Annotated in this window: 18 protein-coding genes and 1 pseudogene; 11 read left to right on the top strand and 8 right to left on the bottom strand. The window is 70.9% G+C overall.

Annotation, left to right across the window (positions count from 1 at the left end; translation table 11 throughout):
- The first annotated feature begins 9 nt into the window (after window positions 1–9).
- Both ACYUED_RS25320 and ACYUED_RS25315 read left to right on the top strand, forming a co-directional pair.
- On the top strand, window positions 10–1,230 hold the full coding sequence (locus ACYUED_RS25320; protein WP_491285303.1) for a threonine aldolase family protein: 1,221 nt from the start codon (window positions 10–12) through the stop codon (window positions 1,228–1,230).
- Between the two features lie 240 nt (window positions 1,231–1,470).
- Window positions 1,471–1,601: pseudogene (locus ACYUED_RS25315) on the top strand (transcriptional regulator); the annotation flags it as partial.
- Between the two features lie 38 nt (window positions 1,602–1,639).
- On the opposite strand, the gene ACYUED_RS25310 reads toward ACYUED_RS25315, so the two are convergent.
- From ACYUED_RS25310 to ACYUED_RS25300, 3 genes are all read right to left on the bottom strand, one after another.
- Entirely contained in the window at window positions 1,640–2,272 is a 633-nt protein-coding gene (locus ACYUED_RS25310) for an AAA family ATPase (RefSeq protein ID WP_491285302.1), read from the bottom strand.
- Between the two features lie 49 nt (window positions 2,273–2,321).
- Window positions 2,322–2,993, bottom strand: a complete 672-nt coding sequence (locus ACYUED_RS25305) for a response regulator (protein WP_491285301.1) — start codon at window positions 2,991–2,993, stop codon at window positions 2,322–2,324.
- A 74-nt stretch (window positions 2,994–3,067) separates the two neighbouring features.
- A complete protein-coding gene (locus tag ACYUED_RS25300; RefSeq protein ID WP_491285299.1) occupies window positions 3,068–4,270 on the bottom strand; it encodes a sensor histidine kinase in 1,203 nt (400 codons plus the stop codon).
- A 118-nt stretch (window positions 4,271–4,388) separates the two neighbouring features.
- On the opposite strand from ACYUED_RS25300, the gene ACYUED_RS25295 reads away from it, so the two are divergent.
- Complete coding sequence (locus tag ACYUED_RS25295) at window positions 4,389–5,453, top strand: SAM-dependent methyltransferase (RefSeq protein ID WP_491285297.1); 1,065 nt, start codon at window positions 4,389–4,391, stop codon at window positions 5,451–5,453.
- An 81-nt stretch (window positions 5,454–5,534) separates the two neighbouring features.
- On the opposite strand, the gene ACYUED_RS25290 is transcribed toward ACYUED_RS25295, so the two are convergent.
- Window positions 5,535–6,686: an NADH-quinone oxidoreductase subunit D gene (locus ACYUED_RS25290; protein ID WP_491285296.1), complete on the bottom strand. Its 1,152-nt coding sequence runs from the start codon at window positions 6,684–6,686 to the stop codon at window positions 5,535–5,537.
- 31 nt (window positions 6,687–6,717) lie between these two features.
- Between ACYUED_RS25290 and ACYUED_RS25285 the strand changes: the two genes are divergently transcribed.
- On the top strand, window positions 6,718–7,230 hold the full coding sequence (locus tag ACYUED_RS25285; RefSeq protein WP_491285294.1) for a PH domain-containing protein: 513 nt from the start codon (window positions 6,718–6,720) through the stop codon (window positions 7,228–7,230).
- Window positions 7,227–8,564, top strand: coding sequence for a PH domain-containing protein (locus ACYUED_RS25280; protein ID WP_491285292.1), 1,338 nt, complete (start codon window positions 7,227–7,229; stop codon window positions 8,562–8,564). Before ACYUED_RS25285 ends, ACYUED_RS25280 begins: the two co-directional genes overlap by 4 nt.
- 3 nt (window positions 8,565–8,567) lie before the next feature.
- Here the strand turns inward: ACYUED_RS25280 and ACYUED_RS25275 are convergent, their stop codons facing one another.
- The gene (locus ACYUED_RS25275) at window positions 8,568–10,088 is read right to left on the bottom strand and encodes a hypothetical protein (RefSeq protein WP_491285290.1); all 1,521 of its coding nucleotides are present in this window, start codon (window positions 10,086–10,088) and stop codon (window positions 8,568–8,570) included.
- Window positions 10,089–10,223: 135 nt separating this feature from the next.
- Window positions 10,224–11,351: an alpha/beta hydrolase gene (locus ACYUED_RS25270; RefSeq protein ID WP_491285288.1), complete on the bottom strand. Its 1,128-nt coding sequence runs from the start codon at window positions 11,349–11,351 to the stop codon at window positions 10,224–10,226.
- A gap of 225 nt (window positions 11,352–11,576) precedes the next feature.
- Here ACYUED_RS25270 and ACYUED_RS25265 point away from each other — a divergent pair, with 225 nt between their 5' ends.
- The 6 genes from ACYUED_RS25265 (at window position 11,577) to ACYUED_RS25240 (ending at window position 16,864) form a co-directional block, all read left to right on the top strand.
- On the top strand, window positions 11,577–13,388 hold the full coding sequence (locus tag ACYUED_RS25265) for a phosphatidylglycerol lysyltransferase domain-containing protein (RefSeq protein WP_491285286.1): 1,812 nt from the start codon (window positions 11,577–11,579) through the stop codon (window positions 13,386–13,388).
- Between the two features lie 184 nt (window positions 13,389–13,572).
- Window positions 13,573–14,523 carry a dihydropteroate synthase gene (gene folP, locus ACYUED_RS25260; protein ID WP_491285284.1) on the top strand — a complete coding sequence of 317 codons (951 nt, stop codon included), beginning with the start codon at window positions 13,573–13,575 and terminating at the stop codon, window positions 14,521–14,523.
- Window positions 14,520–15,023, top strand: coding sequence for a nuclear transport factor 2 family protein (locus ACYUED_RS25255; RefSeq protein WP_491285283.1), 504 nt, complete (start codon window positions 14,520–14,522; stop codon window positions 15,021–15,023). The genes folP and ACYUED_RS25255 overlap by 4 nt, the downstream gene beginning before the upstream one ends.
- A 315-nt stretch (window positions 15,024–15,338) precedes the next feature.
- Complete coding sequence (folB, locus tag ACYUED_RS25250; protein WP_266518968.1) at window positions 15,339–15,698, top strand: dihydroneopterin aldolase; 360 nt, start codon at window positions 15,339–15,341, stop codon at window positions 15,696–15,698.
- A complete protein-coding gene (gene folK / locus ACYUED_RS25245) occupies window positions 15,695–16,306 on the top strand; it encodes a 2-amino-4-hydroxy-6-hydroxymethyldihydropteridine diphosphokinase (RefSeq protein ID WP_491285281.1) in 612 nt (203 codons plus the stop codon). Before folB ends, folK begins: the two co-directional genes overlap by 4 nt.
- 72 nt (window positions 16,307–16,378) lie before the next feature.
- Window positions 16,379–16,864: a DUF3180 domain-containing protein gene (locus tag ACYUED_RS25240; RefSeq protein ID WP_266518964.1), complete on the top strand. Its 486-nt coding sequence runs from the start codon at window positions 16,379–16,381 to the stop codon at window positions 16,862–16,864.
- Window positions 16,865–16,918: 54 nt separating this feature from the next.
- Here the strand turns inward: ACYUED_RS25240 and folE are convergent, their stop codons facing one another.
- The gene (gene folE, locus ACYUED_RS25235) at window positions 16,919–17,524 is read right to left on the bottom strand and encodes a GTP cyclohydrolase I FolE (RefSeq protein WP_491285279.1); all 606 of its coding nucleotides are present in this window, start codon (window positions 17,522–17,524) and stop codon (window positions 16,919–16,921) included.
- A gap of 143 nt (window positions 17,525–17,667) precedes the next feature.
- Window positions 17,668–19,707, bottom strand: a complete 2,040-nt coding sequence (gene ftsH, locus ACYUED_RS25230) for an ATP-dependent zinc metalloprotease FtsH (protein ID WP_491285277.1) — start codon at window positions 19,705–19,707, stop codon at window positions 17,668–17,670.
- Window positions 19,708–19,821 lie beyond the last annotated feature (114 nt).

Genomic DNA, 19,821 nt, shown 5'->3' with positions numbered 1-19,821 from the left:
ATCCGGGCCATGAGTGATGCGCCGGAGCAGGTCGAGCAGTTGTCCGAGGAAGAGCGACTCGAGCGGCGCCGGGAGAGGCGTATCAGCGCGCACCGGAACGCGGAGCGCGTGTTCGGGCGCCCCGGCTTCCTGAACACGCTCCGGGAGCGCCTGACGCTCCTCGACGGGCTGGACGACGTGTACGACCTCGACGAGTTGTCGGACATCTACGGCGACGGCGTGGTCGAGGCCTTGGAGACGAAGGTCGCCGGGCTGCTCGGCCTGGAGGCCGCCGCGTTCTTCCCGACGGGCACGATGGCCCAGCAGGTGGCTCTGCGCTGCTGGGCGGGCCGCACCGGCAGCCCCACGGTCGCCCTGCACGCACTGGCCCACCCCGAGGTGCACGAGCGGAACGCGCTCAGCCAGGTCAGCGGCCTGCGCCCGGTCCGCGTGACGAGCGAGCCACGGCTCCCCACCGCGGACGAGGTACGCGACTTCGAGGAGCCCTTCGGGACGCTGATGCTCGAACTGCCGCTCAGGGACGCCGGTTTCCTACTGCCCTCCTGGGAGGAGCTCACCGAGGTCGTGGACGCGGCGCACGACCGCGACGCGGTGGTGCACTTCGACGGCGCGCGCCTGTGGGAGTCCACCGTCCACTTCGGCCACCCCCTGGACGAGATCGCGGGCCTGGCGGACAGCGTGTACGTGTCGTTCTACAAGTCCCTGGGCGGCTATGGCGGCGCCGTGCTCGCCGGTCCGAAGACGCTGATCGACGAGGCGAAGGTCTGGCGCCACCGGTACGGGGGCCGGCTCTTCCAGCAGTTCCCGACGGTCCTGTCGGCCCTCGCCGGCCTGGAGCGGGAGCTGCCCCGGCTGCCCGAGTACGTCGCCCACGCGCGCGTGGTGGCCGGCGCGCTGCGCGAGGGGTTCGCGGCGGCGGGGGTCCCGTGGACGCGCGTCCATCCCGAGGTGCCGCACACCAACGAGTTCCAGGTCTGGCTCCCGTACGACGTCGACGTCCTCTCGGAGGCCGCGATCCGGCAGGGCGAGGAGACGAAGACGCTCCTGTTCGCCGATGCCTGGGACGAGAAGGGCCCGGGAGTTGCCCTCACCGAGGTGAACGTCCGCGCCGCGGCCCTGCAGTGGACGCCCGACGACGTGAAGGCGGCGGTCGCGGAATTCGTGTCCCGCCTCACCGAGGAGGCCGGCAAGGCGGGAGCAGGCGGTGCGACGGGGGCGGTCGGCCGGTAGAGCGCCGCCGCAGACGCAGCCACCGGCCCCGCGCCGCACGTATCCGTCCGTGGGCCGAACGCCCGGCGACGACCGCGCGGAACTGCCGGTACTCGCACCGCTCCCGCACGACCTGCCGGTCATGGGACCCGCGCGCGGCGGGGACGGGCTCGCCGAGCTGCCGGGCACGGTAGGTGTCGAGGAGGTGCTGCGGCCTGCTCATGGCCGATCGCCTTCTCGGGACGTGTTCCCGGGACGTGTTCCCGTCATCTCGGCGTCCTGAAGATGGCAGGCCTGATCACCACCCGCCGCCGCGGACGGTACGTCCTGACCAGCTGGACGTCACGGTGGCGGCCCGGCTGGGCAGCGACTTCCTGGAAGGGATCCTCCGCCGGAGCAGGTCCGCCGGAGCACGCCCTCGAAAAGCCCGTCAGTCGAAGCGGATGTGCCTGATCCCCACGCGCACCTGCCGGAGCCGCGTCCGCAGTGCGCCCTCGTTGTTCGGCCGCAGCCGCAGCCCCGCGAGCACGGCGATGCGGTCCGCCGTCTTCGGCACGGTCGTGTCGTCCGTCCACAGGTGCTCGGCGAACTCCGGCTCCTGCAGCCGTTCCAGGCAGTGGTCGAGCTGCTGCACGGCCCAGGTCTCCCTGCCCAGGCCGGAGTTCTTCCCGGTGACGTACTGGAGGAGGTGCCCGAAGCCGCGCTCGCGCAGCCGCTCGATGACGGTGTCGCGCTGCGCGAGGAGGGTGAAGTGGCGTACGTCGTGGCCGAGTTCGTGCAGCCTGCCCACGGTCTCCCCGAAGTAGCCGGAGTCCGTGACCGTCATGGGCGCGATCACGACCCCGTCATGGCGGGTGAGGGCGAGGTCGAGCACCTCGACGACGCCCTGCCGCCAGGAGGCCAGGTCCTGGAAGTTGCCGCGCAGTTCGGGCGGCAGCATCCGGCGCAGGCCGAACCCGGCGTGCTCGGGGTCGCAGACGACGCTGCCGGGCAACCGCCGCTGGATCTCGTGCGCGGTCTGTGTCTTGCCGCCCCCGAAGGGGCCGTTGATCCACAGGAGCATGCGCAGACCCTAGTGGGCGGCGGTTACGCGCGACCGACGTCCCCGCGGATCAGCCGTGCCCGCCCGCGCGCACCAGCCCGGTCTCGTACGCCAGGACCACCACCTGCACCCGGTCGCGCAGCCCCAGCTTGGTGAGGATGCGGCCGACATGGGTCTTCACCGTCGCCTCGGACAGCACGAGCCGGGCCGCGATCTCCCCGTTCGACAGGCCCTGCGCGACCAGGATCATGACCTCGCGCTCGCGCTCGGTGAGCCGCTCCAGCTCCTTGTGCCGGGGCTCCTGGCCGCCGCTCGGCAGCATCGGCGCGAACCGGTCGAGGAGCCGGCGCGTGGTCGAGGGCGCCACCACCGCGTCACCGCTGTGTACGGCACGGATGGCGGCGAGGAGCTCGCCCGGCGGCACGTCCTTGAGCATGAAGCCGGAGGCGCCCGCTTTCAGTCCCGAGAAGGCGTACTCGTCGAGGTCGAAGGTGGTCAGGATCAGCACCTTCGGCGGCTCGGGCTCCGAGCAGATGCGCCGGGTGGTCTCCACGCCGTCCAGCTTTGGCATGCGCACGTCCATCAGGACGACGTCGACGGCCGTCGAGCGCAGCACCTGAAGGGCCTCGACGCCGTCCCCCGCCTCCGCGACGACCTCCATGTCCGGCTGTGCGGCAAGCACCATCCGGAACCCGGTGCGCAGCAGCACCTGGTCGTCGACGAGCATCACGCGGATCGCCATCGGGGCCTCTTCCGTTCTCTTCCGGCTGTGCGGGGCAGGGTCGTTACAGGTGTCAACACGGGACGTACGCAACGTCAGTGTGCGGGTTTCAGCGGCAGCAGCGCACTGATGCGGAATCCGCCGCCGGGGCGCGGGCCGGCGTCCAGGGTGCCGCCGACCATACCGACCCGTTCGCGCATGCCGATCAGGCCGTGGCCCTGCCCGTCGGCGCCGCCCTCCTCGTACAGCTCGTGCGGGGCGCCCTTGCCGTCGTCCTCGACGAGCAGGCCGAGACCGTCGTCGAAGTAGACCAGGCGCACGCTCGCGCCCGTGTTGGGCCCGCCGTGCTTGCGCGTGTTGGTGAGCGCCTCCTGCACGATGCGGTACGCGGTCAGCTCGACGCCGCTGGGCAGCGGGCGCGGGGTGCCCTCGACCTTGAAGTCGACGGGCAGACCGGAGGTGCGGCACTGCTCGACCAGGTCGTCGATCTGCTCGACGTCGGGCTGCGGGACGTACTCGCCGACCTCCTTGTGCTCGCCGGTGCGCAGCACGCCCAGCAGGCGGCGCATCTCGGCGAGGGCCTGGCGGCCGGTGGAGGAAATGGTCTCCAGGGCCTTCTTCGCCTGGTCGGGAGCGGCGTCCAGGACGTAGGCGGCGCCGTCCGCCTGCACCACCATCACCGACACGTTGTGCGCGACCACGTCGTGCAACTCGCGCGCGATGCGGGCGCGTTCGGCCGCGACCGCGACCTTGGCCTGCGCCTCGCGCTCCTTCTCCAGCCGGGCGGCGCGCTCCTCCAGCTGCGCGAAGTAGGCACGCCGGGTGCGGATCGAGTCGCCGAGCACCCAGGCGAGCGCGAAGGGCACGGTCATGAAGACCGTAGTCGCGAGGTTGCCCAGGCCGCTGGAGTGCTCGTTCGGCCAACGCAGTTGAGCCATGGGGGCCGCGCACAGGCCCACGGCGAGCGCGAGCCACGAGGCCCAGCGGGCTCCCGTCGCGGCCACCGTGTAGACGATCACCAGCATGGCGAAGTCCGCGGCCGTCGTCGCGACGTCCAGTGCCACCTGCGCCACGCCGAGCCCGATCGTCAGCAGCAGCATCTTCTCCGGCATGCGGCGGCGCAGCGCGATCACCAGGCAGAGCAGGAGCACGATCGGAACGATCACGGCCGGGGAGTCCGTGCCCCGGGCCTCCCGGCGGGCGACCTCGCCCACCAGCGAGATCCCGAACAGGAAGACGGCCCAGAAGCTGTCGACCCCTGTCGGGTGCCTGCGGAGGAAGTCATAGAGGCGCTGCACGTAACCCAGCGTAGGGAAGCGTGATGCGTGCATGGGTCAACCGGAGGACCGATCCGCACCCGGTGCGCCTACTCCCCAAGGTGGAGGCCCCATTCTCCTGAGCGCCTAGCCTGGGCCTGTGACGGGAGAGACATCGGGCCGGTGGCAGGGTTGGCGGGCGGCGGCCGAGGCCGCCCTGTACGGGCCGGGCGGCTTCTATCGCAGGCCCGAGGGCCCGGCCGGGCACTTCCGTACGTCCGTGCATGCGTCGCCGCTCTTCGCCGAGGCGGTGGCCCGGCTGTTGTGCCGGGTCGACACGGCCCTGGACCGGCCCGCCTCGCTCGCCTTCGTCGACATGGCCGCGGGGCGAGGCGAACTGGCCGGCGGCGTGCTGGCCGCGCTGCCCACAGAAGTGGCGGCACGCACGCGTGCGTACGCCGTCGAGATCGCCGACCGCCCTCAGGGCCTCGACGACCGGATCGAGTGGCTCACCGAACCGCCGCGGGGCGTCACGGGGCTGCTGTTCGCCAACGAGTGGCTGGACAATGTCCCGGTGGACGTCGTCGAAGTGGACTCCGAGGGTGCGCCGCGGCGGGTGCTCGTACGCGAGGACGGGACCGAGCGGCTCGGGGATCGCGTCGGCGGCACGGATACGGCTGCGGATACGGAGGCGGGCGCGGAAGCGCAGTGGCTCGCCCGGTGGTGGCCGCTGCCGGCCGAGAAGGGGCTGCGGGCCGAGATCGGTCTCCCCCGGGACGAGGCCTGGGCGGCCGCGGTCTCCTCGCTCGACCGTGGGCTCGCGGTCGCCGTCGACTACGCGCACACCCTGGAAGCGCGCCCCCCGTTCGGAACGCTCACCGGCTTTCGCGCGGGGCGCGGGACGGACCCCGTGCCGGACGGCTCGTGCGACATCACGGCGCACGTGGCACTGGACGCATGTGCGCTCCCCGACGCGCGCCTGCTCCCGCAAGGTGAAGCGCTGCGCGCCCTGGGCCTCTCCGGCGCACGCCCCCCGCTCACGCTCGCCTCGACCGACCCCTTGGCCTACGTACGCGCCCTCGCGGGCGCCGGCGAGGCAGCCGAGCTCACCGCGACGGGCGGGCTGGGCGACTTCGGGTGGCTTCTCCAGCCGGTTGGAATTCCGGACCCACTGGACCGTCCACTCGGCCACCCACAACGGTCGGGGCTCGGTGAGCGGGCCTGACGGCTACTTGTCGGCCACTTCTACTCGTCGGCTATGTGCCGGCTGCTTCTGCTCATCGGCTGCTTGTCGGTTGCTTGCCGACTACTTGTCGATGTCCCCGACCACGAAGAACAGCGATCCCAGGATCGCCACCATGTCCGCGACCAGGGTCCCCGGCAGCAGTTCCACGAGCGCCTGGATGTTGTTGTACGAGGCCGAGCGCAGCTTCAGCCGGTACGGGGTCTTCTCGCCCTTGCTGACGAGGTAGTAGCCGTTGATGCCGAGGGGGTTCTCGGTCCAGGCGTAGGTGTGGCCCTCGGGCGCCTTCAGGACCTTGGGGAGCCGCTGGTTGATCGGCCCGGGCGGCAGGTCGGCGAGCCGGTCGAGACAGGCGTCGGCGAGGTCGAGGGCGACGTGGGTCTGCTCCAGGAGCACCTCGAAGCGGGCGAGGCAGTCGCCCTCCCGCCGGGTGACGACCTTCAGGGTGTCCTGCAGCTCGCCGTACGCGAGGTACGGCTCGTCGCGCCGCAGGTCGAAGTCGACGCCCGAGGCGCGCGCGATCGGGCCGCTCACGCCGTACGCGTGCACGGCCTCCGGCGCGAGCGCGCCGACGCCCCGGGTGCGCCCCCGGAAGATCTCGTTGCCGAGCACCAGGTCGTCGTAGACGTCCATGCGCGAGCGCACGGCGGCGACGGCGCCACGCGCACGCGCGGCCCAGCCCGCCGGCAGGTCCTCCTTCAGGCCGCCGACGCGGTTGAACATGTAGTGCATACGGCCGCCGGAGACCTCCTCCATGACGTTCTGGAGGACCTCACGCTCCCGGAACGCGTAGAAGACCGGCGTGATGCCGCCGAGTTCCAGCGGGTACGAGCCCAGGAACATCAGATGGTTGAGCACCCGGTTGAGCTCCGCCAGCAGCGTGCGCGTCCACACCGCGCGCGTGGGGACCTCCATGCCGAGCATGCGCTCCACGGCGAGGACCACACCCAGCTCGTTCGAGAAGGCCGACAGCCAGTCGTGGCGGTTGGCGAGCATGATGATCTGGCGGTAGTCGCGCGCCTCGAAGAGCTTCTCGGCGCCGCGGTGCATGTACCCGATCACCGGCTCCGCGTGCATGATGCGCTCGCCGTCCAGCACCAGTCGCAGCCGCAGTACGCCGTGCGTGGACGGATGCTGCGGTCCGATGTTGAGCACCATGTCGGTGCTCTCCGCGGCGCCGCCGATACCGACCGTGGTCTCCGTCGTGGGAGTCATGGACACAGTCTCTCCTACGTACTCTGGCGTCATGGAGACGGGGAGCCCGCTGAACACGGGGACGACGGGGGACGAATCGGTGCAGCCGGAGTGGATCGGGCTGCCGCCCGGACTGCTGCGGATGCGCCGGCTGCTGCTGGTGGTGTGGCTGGGGCTACTGGCCCTCGCCCTGGGGCTGCTGCTCGGACTGCTCGCGGGAGCCGTCTGGGCCGCCTTCGCGCTGCTGCCGCTCGCGCTGATCGCCTGGGGCTGGGTGCTGCTCGGCCGCAACTGGCGCTCGTGGCGGTACGCCGAGCGCGCCGACGACCTCCTGATCAGCCGGGGCGTGCTGTGGCGCGAGGAGACCGTCGTGCCGTACGGGCGGATGCAGCTGGTCGAGGTGACCTCCGGGCCGGTCGAGCGACACTTCGGGCTGGCCAGCGTGCAGCTGCACACCGCGGCCGCCGCGACCGACGCGACCATCCCGGGCCTCGACCCGGCCGAGGCGGAGCGGCTGCGCGACCGGCTCAGCGAACTCGGCGAGGCCCGATCGGCGGGCCTGTGACCGCGCCGGGCGTCGACGACGCCGTACGCGCGAAGGAACCCGTCACCGAACGGCGGCTGCACCCCGTGACGCCCCTGAGGCGGGCGTGGGCGCCGGTTGCCGTTGTCATCGGGTGGGCGGTGCACGACCCCGACCAGGCGCAGCACCAGCTGACGCGGCTGACGACCACCACCCTGCTGATCGCACTCGCCGTCCTCGTCCCGGCCGCCGCCCTCTACGGTTTCCTCACCTGGTGGTTCACGCACTTCGCGGTGGCCGACGGCGAACTGCGCATCCGTACCGGCCTGTTGTTCCGGCGCACCGCGCACATCCGGCTGGAACGCATCCAGGCCGTCGACGTCACCCAGCCGCTCCTCGCGCGCGTGGCGGGCGTCGCCAAACTGAAACTCGACGTCATAGGCGCCGACAAGAAGGACGAACTCGCCTTCCTGGGAGAGCGCGAGGCGCGTGCCCTGCGCGCGGAGCTCCTCGCTCAGGCGGCCGGTTTCGCACCCGAGACGGCGCACGAGGTCGGCGAGGCACCCGCGCGCGAGCTGCTGCGCACTCCCCCGTTCGACCTCGCGATCTCCGTCGTGCTGACGGGCGCCACCTGGGGCTCCCTGGTCGCCGCCCTCGTCGTACCGCCCCTCCTGTGGCTGGCCACCCACAGTGTGTGGACCGTCCTCGCGACGGCCCTGCCGCTGCTGGGCGCGGCGGGCGCGAGCAGCGTGGGGCGGTTCGTCGGCGAGTACGACTGGACGGTGGGCGAGTCGCCGGACGGGCTGCGCATCGACCACGGGCTGCTCGACCGTACGCACGAGACGGTGCCGCCCGGCCGGGTGCAGACCGTGCGGATCGTGGAGCCGTTGCTGTGGCGGCGGCGCGGATGGGTACGGGTGGAGCTGGATGTGGCCGGATCGTCCAACTCCGTGCTGGTGCCGGTCGCTCCGCGGGCGGTCGCAGAGTCGGTCGTCGCGCGCGTGCTGCCCGGTGTGACCGTGCCGTCGGCAAAGGAGCTGTCACGGCCCCCTCGCCGGGCCGGACGCTGCGTACCGGTGTGGTGGCGGGGGTACGGCCTCGCCGTCACCGACACGGTGTTCGCCACCCGCCACGGACTGCTGCGACGGAGCCTGGCGCTCGTCCCGCACGCGAAGGTGCAGAGCGTACGGCTCACTCAGGGACCCTGGCGGCGACTGTGGCGGCTTGCCGACGTGCATGTGGACACGGGGGCCAACAAGACCGTGACAGCTCGGCTGCGGGGCACTCAGGAGGCGGCGGAGTTGCTGCGGGCGCAGGCCGAGAGGTCACGGACGGGACGCAGGGACGCGCGCCCCGACCGCTGGATGGCGTCGTAGACGTCAGGAAGCCGCGCTGCGCAGTCCCTGCAGGTCGATCTGCTCGGTCTCGTCGTGGGCCGTCAGGTCGATCACCTGGCCCACCGCGCGCGCTTTCTCGTCGGCCGGCCTGAACTCCGACTCGGCCTCGGCCTTGTGCAGGGCGAGCGCCTCCTGGCCGACCACATCGGCGAGGTCCTCGTTCTGCACGGCCTCCAGGGCGTCCCCGGTCTGCTCCGCCTTCGTACCGAAGAAGTCGAACCCGCCCTCGACCGACGGGCGTCGCACGGGCGCGGCCGGCACCACGGCCACCGCGGTCGGCTCGACGAAGTGACCGGCGGGCCGGCGCACGGGCCGGCCGGACGGGGCGTGCCCTGCCGAAGTGGTGGCGGCCGCGCGCTCATGCCCGTCGACCGCCTCGGGCTGCCCCTGCGCCTCGTCCTCCTGCGTCGCGGCCTCCGTGCCTGCGTCGGCGGCGGCACCGGTGGCGCCGGGCGCCGTCCCGGTCGCCGTGGCCGCCTCCGTCGTGGCGGAACCGGCCTTCGCCTGCACCGGCTCGCGCTTACGGGAGGCGTGACCCTTGGTGGGACCGTCGCCCTTCGGGGAGCCGTCGTCGTCGGGCGAAGAGTCGTCCTTCGCGGCGTCCTGGCTCTTCGGGGAGCCGTCCTCCGACAGCTCGGCCTCCGACAGCGCGTCCGCCGGCGACCCGTCCTCCGGAGCAACGTCGTCCGAAGCAACGCCCTCGGGGAAAGCTTCCTCCAGCAAGGCGCCTTCCAGGGAGTTGTCAGTGGCCGGGGCGTCCGCCTCGGAGCCGTCCTCCGGGGAACCCTCACCGCCCTCGTCGAACCGCTTGAGTGCCGCCTTCGCCCGCAGGAACAGCTGGGAACCCTGCGGAGAGAAGACCGCGGGATCCTCCGGCGTCTCGTCGGCCTGCGTCGTGCCGTCCGCGTCGTCCGAGCCGTCCACGGCCTCGATGGCGTCGGCGCCGGTGTCGACCGAGGCAGCCACAGCCTCGGTCTCCTCCGCGAGTTCCGCCTCCGCGAGGGCGTCGTCCACCGGCACGGGCGGCAGCGCGCGTGGCTGAGGCACCCCGGCCTCTATCTCGAGCAGACGGCGGCCCTCCAGGGCACTCGCGCGCTCGGTCTCCGCGGTGGCGTACCGCCGCAGCAGCGCCGCGTGTTCGTTGCGCAGTCCCGCCAGCTCCGTGCGCTTGGCCCGCAGCCGCTGCTCGAGCTTGGCGCGCAGTTCGCGCGACTCCTCGAGGTCGGTCTCCAGTTCGGCGACCCGCTCCTCGTGCCGCCACTCGTCGCTCGCACGCGCGCGCGTAAGGTCGGCGACCTGTTTGCCGGCCTGGGTGTCCCAGCGGCGCATGACGGCCGCGCCCACGACCGCCGTCGCCGCGGCGAGCGCGGCGATGACGCGGAGCACGGCGTGCTGTGTGAACACCCAGGGGCCGAAGGCACAGACGAAGGAGACGCCTGCGATCGCCGACGGTGGCAGCAGCCTGTGCAAGGGCGGGGAATGGCGGTGACGTCCACGTGGCATGGCCAGAAACTTACCGCGAGTAGGCGAACCTTGGTGCCCCGCCCCGCAAAAACACAGCCATCCCGAAACGTTCACGGCGCATCAGGAATTGTCCCTCCCCGAATTCAGCAAGATCATCATCGGCCGTAACCCCCGTCACCGGTCGCTCAGCCGCCCGCTGATCCACTGCAGCGTCGCCGGAATCTCCCGCCGCCAGGTGTTGAAGTTGTGCCCGCCGCTTTCGAGGATGATCGACGAGATCCTTGTCAGCTTGGTGGCCTGCACACGCTCTATGAACTTCAGGGTCGACTTGTAGTTGGATTCCCCGATCCTGCTGCTGGTGACGAGCAGCGAAGTGTCGGGCGCCGGCAGATGCTTGATGCACCACCACAGGTCGGCGCGATTGCGCAGCGCCTTGTCGCCGCGGAAGAGATCGCCCGTGGTGGGGTCGACCGGCGCCTTGTAGTACGGCGACAGGCCCGCCCCCGCCGCGTACGACCCGGGGTGGTGCATGGCGAGCTTCAGGGCGCAGTAGCCGCCCGTGGAGTCGCCGATGATGCCCCAGCTGCCCGGTTTCCTGCCCACCCGGTAGTGCGCGAGTACGGCGTCGGGCAGATCCTTCGCGAAGAACGTCTCCGTCTGCGGACCGCCCGGGACGTCCACGCATTCCGTGTCCCGGGGCGGCGCCACCGTCGGCCGCAGCATCACAAGGATCATCGGCTGCATACGGCCGCTCTTCGCGAGCTCCTGGGCGGTGCGCGGGTAGTGCAGTTTGTCCACGAGCGCCTGGGCGGTTCCCGGATATCCCGTCAGAACCACGGCCGCGGGAAACGTACGCGTGCGGTACTGCGGCTGAAAGTACTCCGGCGGCAGGTACACGTACGCGGGAGTGGCGATTTTCGTCGTACGGCCGACGATGTCGACCTTCTGGACCTGACCGCCGATCTGTGGCCGGGAACCGCCCACTCCACTCACGCGTGCCGTGTCGACCACTTCGAGGGGGCCGCCCGAACCGCCGAGCCCCGTGTGGTTCACGACCACGCCCTGGTCCTTCTCCTGGCCGAACAGGTCCGCCCAGCTGGCGTAGAACCCGAAGGCCTGGTTGGCGGCGAGGCCCACCGAGGCGAACAGGGCCAGCTGGGTGCCGAGCAGCAGGCCGACGCGCCCGCTGACGGCTCGCCAGTTCCGCCGCGCCAGACGCGGCCACAGCCACACCGTGCCCGCGAACAGCACCACGGCGAACGCGACTGCCAGCCACAGCACTTTGTTGCTCGTAAGACCCATGACCTGCTTCCTGCCTGCGGTTTCCACCCGGCTCCCCCCGCTCCTTCGCGAGAGCTTGTCCGGGACTTTCCTCGGCCTTTGGACCGGCTTTGGGAAGAGGCTGGAACCTCTACCCTCAAGACACCGTCCTAGAGGGCGCAATGTCGCCGGATGCCCGAATCGGGACCGGACCCAAGATCTCTCGCGGAACTACGGGATGCGATGTCTGTCAGGACAGATGAGGAAATGTCGGGTGGGGTTCCCTCCCGAACACACAGCGCGCGGCGCGTATTCCGTGGTCCGCGCCCCGAGGCGGTCCCCGTCCTCGTCGCCAGAGCCTGCGCACTCGTAGGCGTTCTGGACATCGCCGCGGGCGTCTTCCCGCGCTTCAGGCACAGCCGTATGCACAGCCTCGCGGAGGTGCTGCCCGGCTCGTTCGGCCCGTTCGCGGCCGCGCTCTCGCTCAGCGCGGGGATCCTGCTGCTGCTGCTCGCGCACGGCCTCAGGCGGTGCAAGCGGCGGGCCTGGCGCGCCGCGGTGGCGCTGCTTCCGGCGGGTGCTGTGGGGCAGTTCACATATCGCCACTCCATGATCGGAGTGGTCATCTCGCTGCTGCTGCTCGCGCCGCTGCTGCGCCACCGCGACCAGTTCGCGGCGCTGCCCGATCCGCGCAGCCGCTGGCGTGCGCTCGCCAACTTCGTCCTCATGGGCGCCGGTTCCCTCGTGCTCGGACTGATCATCGTCAGCGTCCACCCGAACCGGATGGTCGGCGACCCGAGCCTGGCCGATCGCATTACCCACGTCCTGTACGGCCTGTTCGGCTTCGAGGGCCCGGTCGAGTACCAGGGCAACACCTCGTGGACGGTCGCCTTCTCACTGGGCGCCCTCGGCCTGATCACCGCCGTGACGACGATCTACCTCGCCTTCCGGCCCGAACACCCGGCCGCGCGTCTGACCGAGGACGACGAGGAGCGCCTGCGTGCCCTGCTGGTGAAGCACGGCCGCCGCGACTCCCTCGGCCACTTCGCGCTGCGCCGCGACAAGGCGGTCGTCTTCTCGCCCAGCGGCAAGGCGGCGGTGACGTACCGGGTGGTGTCCGGGGTGATGCTCGCCAGCGGTGACCCCATCGGCGACGTGGAGGCCTGGCCGGGTGCCATCGAGCGCTTCATGGACGAGGCCAGGGCTCACTCCTGGACGCCGGCCGTCATGGGCTGCTCGGAGACGGGCGGCGAGGTGTGGACCCGTGAGACCGGCCTCGACGCCCTCGAACTGGGCGACGAGGCGGTGGTGGACGTCGCGGATTTCTCCCTCGCCGGCCGCGCGATGCGCAACGTGCGGCAGATGGTCAAGCGCATCGAGCGCGCCGGTTACGAAACCCGGGTACGACGTGTCCGTGACGTCGGCGAGGCCGAGCTGGAGCGGATCCGGCAGGCCGCCGAGGACTGGCGCGGCACCGACACGGAGCGCGGCTTCTCGATGGCCCTCGGCCGCATCGGCGACGGCGCCGACGGCGACTGCCTGATCGCCACCGCCCACAAGGCGGACGACCAACCGGGTGCGTACGGCGACCTGAAGGCGATCCTGCACTTCGTCCCGTGGGGCGAGGACGGCGTGTCCCTGGACCTGATGCGCCGCGACCGTTCGGCCGACCCCGGTATGAACGAACTCCTCATCGTCGCGGCCCTCCAGGCGGCGCCGAAACTCGCCATCACGCGCGTGTCGCTCAACTTCGCCATGTTCCGCGCGGCACTCGCGCGTGGCGAGAAGATCGGCGCGGGCCCGGTGCTGCGCGCCTGGCGCGGGCTGCTGGTGTTCCTCTCCCGCTGGTTCCAGATCGAGTCCCTGTACAAGTTCAACGCGAAGTTCCAGCCCCGCTGGGAACCGCGCTTCGTCGTCTACCGCGCGTCGGCCGACCTGCCGCGCATCGGCTTCGCCGCCATGCAGGCGGAGGGCTTCGTCACCCTCGCCCTCCCGCTGCCGCGCTTCCTGCGCCGTCGCAAGGCCGCCCCGCGCGCGTGCACCCACGCCGTCGCGGAGCGGGACGTACGCGCGGCGTGAGCGGGCGACCGGACAACCGGCGGCCCGGCCGACCGTGACGGGCCGGCCGGAGCGGAAGCCTCGCCCCTCGGGCCCGGGGCTTCCGCTCGGGCCGCGGCGGGGGGCTCCGGCTCCGGCCGGGGCGGTGAGCTTCCACTCCCCGCCGTGGCGGTTCGCGGGCGGGCCCTGGGCCTACGCTGAACGTATGAGCAAGCAGAACGGACGCGGGCGCGTCGCCGGCCTGCCGGAATGGGACCGCTGTGCGGTCATGGGGGTCGTGAACGTCACACCCGACTCCTTCTCCGACGGCGGCCGCTTCTTCGACACGACGGCCGCCGTCAAACACGGTCTCGAACTGGTCGCCGAGGGCGCGGACCTGGTCGACGTCGGCGGCGAGTCCACCCGTCCCGGCGCCACCCGCGTCGACGAGGCCGAGGAACTCAAGCGCGTCATCCCCGTCGTCCGCGGCCTCGCCTCGGAGGGCGTCACCGTCTCCGTCGACACCATGCGCGCGTCCGTCGCCGCACGGGCCCTCGCCGCAGGCGCCGGCCTCGTCAACGACGTCAGCGGCGGCCTCGCGGACCCCACGATGATCCCGGTGGTGGCAGAGGCCGGCGCCCCCTTCGTCGTCATGCACTGGCGCGGCTTCCTGGAGGGCGGCAACGTCAAGGGCGTGTACGACGACGTCGTCACCGAGGTCGTCGACGAACTGCACGCACGCGTGGAGGCCGTTCTGGCGGGCGGCGTCGCCCCCGACCGCATCGTCGTCGACCCTGGCCTCGGCTTCTCCAAGGACGCCGAGCACGACCTCGTCCTGCTGGCCCATCTCGACCGCCTGCTCGGCCTCGGTCACCCCCTGCTCGTCGCCGCCTCCCGCAAGCGGTTCCTCGGGCGCGTGCTGGCCGGACCGGAGGGGGCACCGCCGCCCGCGCGCGAGCGCGACGCCGCCACGGCCGCCGTCTCCGCACTCGCGGCGCACGCCGGAGCGTGGGCGGTACGCGTGCACGAGGTGCGCGCGACGGCGGACGCCGTACAGGTCGCACGCGCTGTGGAAGAGGCGCGCGCCGCGGGCATCGCGCCGGGCGCCGCCCCCGTGAGCGAGGCGCAGACGACGGAGCGCGCCCCCGGCGCACACGGTGCAGAAGGAGCCCGGTGAGCGCCCCCCACACCGACGTCGAGCAGGTGGAAGCAGCCAACACCACCTTCTACGAGACGATGGAGCGCGGTGACTTCGAGGAACTGTCCTCGCTCTGGCTCGCCCCGTCCGACCTGGGCGTCGACGAGGAGTACCACGATCCGGCGGACGTCGGCGTGGTCTCGTGCGTGCACCCCGGCTGGCCCGCGCTCACCGGCCGCGGCGAGGTCCTGCGGTCGTACGCGCTGATCATGGCGAACACCGACTACATCCAGTTCTTCCTCACCGACGTGCACGTCTCCGTCACCGGCGACACCGCCCTGGTGAACTGCACCGAGAACATCCTCAGCGGCGGCCCCGCCCCCGAGGGCGGCGACGAACTCGGCCCGCTGGTCGGCCAGCTGGTGGTCGCCACCAATGTGTTCCGCCGCACCCCCGCCGGCTGGAAGCTCTGGTCCCACCACGCCTCCCCGGTAATGGCCGAAAACGACGAGGCCGAGGACGACGACACGCCGACCTGAGCGGGTAGGCGCCCTTTGACGGCAGCCGGTGGCAGCCGGTGAGGGCAGCCGGCCGGACGTGCTCGCGCGACCGGCCGGAACTCACTGGGACCAAGAAGTGGTTGGAATCACGGACCCCTGGGTAGGGGCGGCTACCAACCCGTGAGCCGCCGGGTTCCCCAGGGAGAACACCCGATGAACCTCCTGGTCCCGGCGCAGGCCCACGCCCCCGTGGCCCGGTCCTGTCAGTGCCCGCAGGTAGATTCGTTTGAGGCCGGTGTGCCGTCCGCACACGGTACGCACCGGCCGTTACCGACGATTGCAGGAGTGATTCGCGTGGATCGTGTCGCGCTGCGCGGCCTCAAGGCCCGCGGGCACCACGGTGTGTTCCCCAGGGAGCGTGAGGAGGGCCAGACCTTCATCGTGGACCTCGTCCTCGGCCTGGACACCCGCCCGGCCGCCGCCGACGACGACCTGGCGAAGACAGTGCATTACGGCATCGTGGCGGAGGAGGTCGTGGCCGTCGTCCAGGGCGAGCCCGTCAATCTCATCGAGACGCTCGCCGAGCGCATCGCCCAGGCCTGTCTGAAGCACGACGGGGTCCAGGAAATCGAGGTCTGCGTCCACAAACCGGACGCGCCGATCACGGTCCCCTTCGACGACGTGACCGTCACCATCACCCGGAGCCGAGTATGACCGCGTCCTTCACCGAGGGTCACAGCGACCCGACCGTACAGCCGGTACCCGCCTCCGTCGTGGCGCAGGTGGACGCCGCCGACACGACCCTCCACAATCCGAAACGGGCCGTGGTCTCCCTCGGCGCGAACCTCGGCAACCGGCTGGAGACCCTCCAGGGCGCGATCGACGCGCTGGAGGACACGCCGGGCGTCCGCATCAAGGCCGTCTCACCGGTGTACGAGACGGAGCCCTGGGGAGTCGAGCCCGGCAGCCAGCCGGCGTACTTCAACGCGGTCGTGGTCCTGAAGACCACCCTCCCCCCGTCCTCGCTCCTGGAGCGGGCCCACGCGGTCGAGGAGGCCTTCCACCGCGTACGCGACGAGCGCTGGGGAGCCCGCACCCTCGACGTCGACATCGTCGCGTACGCCGACGTCGTCGACGACGACCCGCATCTCACACTCCCTCACCCCCGCGCCCACGAGCGCGCGTTCGTCCTCGTCCCCTGGCACGACGTCGACCCCGACGCCCGGCTGCCCGGCCGCGGAACGGTCGCCGATCTCCTGGACGCCGTCACCCGCGAAGGCGTGACGCCGCGCAAGGACCTGGAACTCCACCTGCCCGAGTAGTCGTTAAGGTCAGGACGACCACTGTTTGCGGGACGGACGGTCCGCAGGACCTGGGGGAGCTGAAAAGACACCGTGAGAGAGCTGCGCATCAGGGTGCTGGCAGGCGTGTTCATCGTGGCCGGAATCCTGTCCTGGGCGGGGGCCCGCCTCTGGAACTCGATCGGGACCCTCCCCAGCGTCCCCCTGGCCGCCCCCATCGTCCTCGCCCTGATCGCGGTGGTCCTGCTGGCCACCGCGTTCTCGCTTCGGGCCCGCTTCAAGGCCCAGCGCGAGCGCCGCCCCGAGGCCAAGGGCGTCGACCCCATGATGGCGGCCCGTGCGGTCGTCTTCGGCCAGGCCAGCGCCCTGGTGGCCGCCCTCGTCGCCGGTATGTACGGCGGTACGGGCGTCTTCCTCCTGGAGCTCCTCGACATCCCCGCCCGCCGCGACCAGGCGATCTACGCCGGCTTCGCGGTAGTGGCGGGCATCGCGGTCATAGTGGCGGCCATCTTCCTGGAGCGCGTGTGCCGGCTCCCGGAGGACGACGAGAACAACAACGGGGCGGCGACGACGGCCTGAGGCGGGCCCCACCGGGCTCCACCGGGCCCCGCCGTCCAACTCGCCCGCCCGGCGTCAGCGCGCCATGATCAGGCTCATCGCCTCGTTGCGGGTGGCCGGATCACGCAGCTGGCCGCGCACCGCCGACGTTATGGTCTTGGCCCCGGGCTTGCGGACGCCCCGCATCGACATGCACATGTGCTCGCACTCGACGACGACGATCACGCCACGCGGCTCCAGAATCTCCATCAGGGAGTCGGCGATCTGCGTGGTGAGACGTTCCTGCACCTGAGGCCGGCGGGCGAACACGTCCACGAGCCGGGCCAGCTTCGACAGGCCCGTGATCTTGCCGTCGACGGACGGGATGTAACCGACGTGGGCGACACCGACGAACGGCACCAGATGATGCTCACAGGAGCTCAGGACCTCGATGTCCTTCACGAGCACCATCTCGTCGTGCCCCAGATCGAACGTCGTCGTCAGCACGTCCTCGGGCTTCTGCCACAGCCCCGCGAAGATCTCCCGGTAGGCCCGCGCCACCCGCGCCGGCGTCTCCCTGAGTCCCTCCCGGTCGGGATCCTCGCCGACCGCGATCAGCAGTTCGCGTACGGCGTTTTCGGCGCGCTTCTCGTCGAAATCGCCGATCGAACCCTCGCCGTCGAGCGTCACGGGGTCGGTCATGTGGTGCCTCGTTCCTGTGCGGGTCACACGTGTGGGCCACGCGCCTCATCTGCGGACATACGGAAGTGCCGCGCCCCCCAGGCTAGAACCTGGGGGGCGCGGCAGTCATTCCGGGCCTGACGAGGCCGCCGGGAGAGCGGTGGTCAGCTCTCCGGACGATCCTCCGGGGCCGACTCGGTCACCGGAGCGGACTCCGCAGCGGTGGCCTTGGCGGTGGTGATCGCCGGGGTCGCGCCGTTGGCACCGTTCGTCAGTGCGAGCTCCTTGGGGGAGAGCACCGGCGGACGGGTGGACGGCGTGCGGCGGGAGGAACCGGTCCAGGCCGGCCGCGGGGGACGCTTGACGATGGGAGCGAAGACCTCAGCGATCTGCTCCTTGTTCAGCGTCTCCTTCTCCAGCAACTGGAGGACCAACTGGTCTAGGACGTCGCGGTTCTCGACCAGGATCTCCCAGGCCTCGTTGTGCGCCGTCTCGATGAGCTTCTTGACCTCTTCGTCGACCAGCGCGGCGACCTCTTCCGAGTAGTCACGCGGGTGCGACATCTCCCGGCCCAGGAACGGCTCGCTGTTGTCGCCACCGAACTTGATGGCACCGAGACGCTCGGTCATGCCGTACTGCGTGACCATCGCGCGGGCCGTGGTGGTGGCCTTCTCGATGTCGTTCGCAGCGCCCGTCGTCGGGTCGTGGAAGACGAGCTCCTCGGCCGCACGGCCGCCCAGCATGTAGGCCAGCTGGTCCAGCATCTCGTTGCGGGTCGTGGAGTACTTGTCCTCGTCCGGCAGGACCATGGTGTAACCGAGGGCCCGGCCGCGCGACAGGATCGTGATCTTGTGGACCGGGTCGGAGTTGGGGGAAGCCGCCGCGACCAGGGCGTGTCCGCCCTCGTGGTACGCGGTGATCTTCTTCTCCTTGTCCGACATGATCCGGGTCCGCTTCTGCGGGCCCGCCACCACGCGGTCGATCGCCTCGTCCAGGCTGAGGTTGTCGATCAGCTTCTTGTCGCTGCGCGCCGTGAGCAGCGCGGCCTCGTTGAGGACGTTGCTCAGGTCGGCGCCGGTGAAGCCGGGGGTACGACGGGCGACGGCCGCGAGGTCGACGTCCTGGGCGACCGGCTTGCCCTTCTGGTGAACCTTGAGGATCTCCAGACGGCCCTGCAGGTCCGGCGGGTCGACCGCGATCTGGCGGTCGAAGCGTCCGGGACGCAGCAGCGCCGGGTCGAGGATGTCCGGACGGTTCGTGGCGGCGATGAGAATCACACCGCCCTTGACGTCGAAGCCGTCCATCTCGACGAGCAGCTGGTTCAGCGTCTGCTCGCGCTCGTCGTGACCACCGCCGAGGCCGGCACCGCGGTGGCGGCCGACCGCATCGATCTCGTCGACGAAGACGATCGCCGGAGCGTTCGCCTTGGCCTGCTCGAACAGGTCACGGACTCGGGAGGCACCGACACCGACGAACATCTCGACGAAGTCGGAACCGGAGATCGAGTAGAAGGGCACCCCGGCCTCGCCGGCCACGGCGCGCGCGAGCAGCGTCTTGCCGGTACCGGGACGGCCGTAGAGGAGCACGCCCTTGGGGATCTTGGCACCGACGGCCTGGAACTTCGCCGGTTCCTGCAGGAACTCCTTGATCTCGTGGAGCTCCTCGACGGCCTCGTCACAGCCCGCGACGTCCGAGAACGTCGTCTTGGGAGTGTCCTTGGTGATGAGCTTGGCCTTCGACTTGCCGAAGTTCATGACCCGGGAGCCGCCGCCCTGCATCTGATTCATCAGGAACAGGAAGACGACCACGATGAGGACGAAGGGGAGCAGGGAGAGCAGGATGCCCAGGAAGGGGTTCTGCTTCGACGGCGAAACGGTGTAGCCGTCCGGGATCTGCTTGTCCTGGTATTTGGTCTGCAGCGTGTTGGCGATGGTCACGCCCTGATCGCCGATGTAGCTCGCCTGGATCTTCGAGCTGCCCTCGACCTTTACACCGTTCTTGAGCTGGACCTTGACGGTCTGCTCGTCGCCGGTGGTCAGCTTGGCTGATTCGACCTTGTTGTCATTGATCGCTGCCACGACCTGGCCGGTGTCCACCGTCTTGTAGCCGCCGGACGAGCCGACGACCTGCATCAACACGACCACGGCAAGGACGGCCAGCACGATCCACATGACCGGCCCACGGAAGTATCGCTTCACGTCCATCCATACGGAGCGGTGTCGCCCCGTCCCTCCTGCCATAGTGAGTTTGATAAGACAGTTCTTCTGACGGTACCCCAGCATTGTGGCCCGCAGCCGCACGGGACGGCTGCCAAACCC

This window comes from Streptomyces sp. DF42 (genome assembly GCF_058267695.1).
This window is presented reverse-complemented; position numbering and strand designations above follow the sequence as displayed.

Coding starts and splice junctions, on each gene's coding strand:
- ACYUED_RS25320 (WP_491285303.1), top strand. CDS start 10: ATGAGTGATGCGCCGGAGCAGGTCGAGCAGTTGTCCGAGGAAGAGCGA.
- ACYUED_RS25310 (WP_491285302.1), bottom strand. CDS start 2,272: ATGCTCCTGTGGATCAACGGCCCCTTCGGGGGCGGCAAGACACAGACC.
- ACYUED_RS25305 (WP_491285301.1), bottom strand. CDS start 2,993: ATGGCGATCCGCGTGATGCTCGTCGACGACCAGGTGCTGCTGCGCACC.
- ACYUED_RS25290 (WP_491285296.1), bottom strand. CDS start 6,686: ATGACTCCCACGACGGAGACCACGGTCGGTATCGGCGGCGCCGCGGAG.
- ACYUED_RS25285 (WP_491285294.1), top strand. CDS start 6,718: ATGGAGACGGGGAGCCCGCTGAACACGGGGACGACGGGGGACGAATCG.
- ACYUED_RS25275 (WP_491285290.1), bottom strand. CDS start 10,088: ATGCCACGTGGACGTCACCGCCATTCCCCGCCCTTGCACAGGCTGCTG.
- ACYUED_RS25270 (WP_491285288.1), bottom strand. CDS start 11,351: ATGGGTCTTACGAGCAACAAAGTGCTGTGGCTGGCAGTCGCGTTCGCC.
- ACYUED_RS25265 (WP_491285286.1), top strand. CDS start 11,577: ATGTCGGGTGGGGTTCCCTCCCGAACACACAGCGCGCGGCGCGTATTC.
- folP (WP_491285284.1), top strand. CDS start 13,573: ATGAGCAAGCAGAACGGACGCGGGCGCGTCGCCGGCCTGCCGGAATGG.
- folK (WP_491285281.1), top strand. CDS start 15,695: ATGACCGCGTCCTTCACCGAGGGTCACAGCGACCCGACCGTACAGCCG.
- folE (WP_491285279.1), bottom strand. CDS start 17,524: ATGACCGACCCCGTGACGCTCGACGGCGAGGGTTCGATCGGCGATTTC.
- ftsH (WP_491285277.1), bottom strand. CDS start 19,707: ATGGACGTGAAGCGATACTTCCGTGGGCCGGTCATGTGGATCGTGCTG.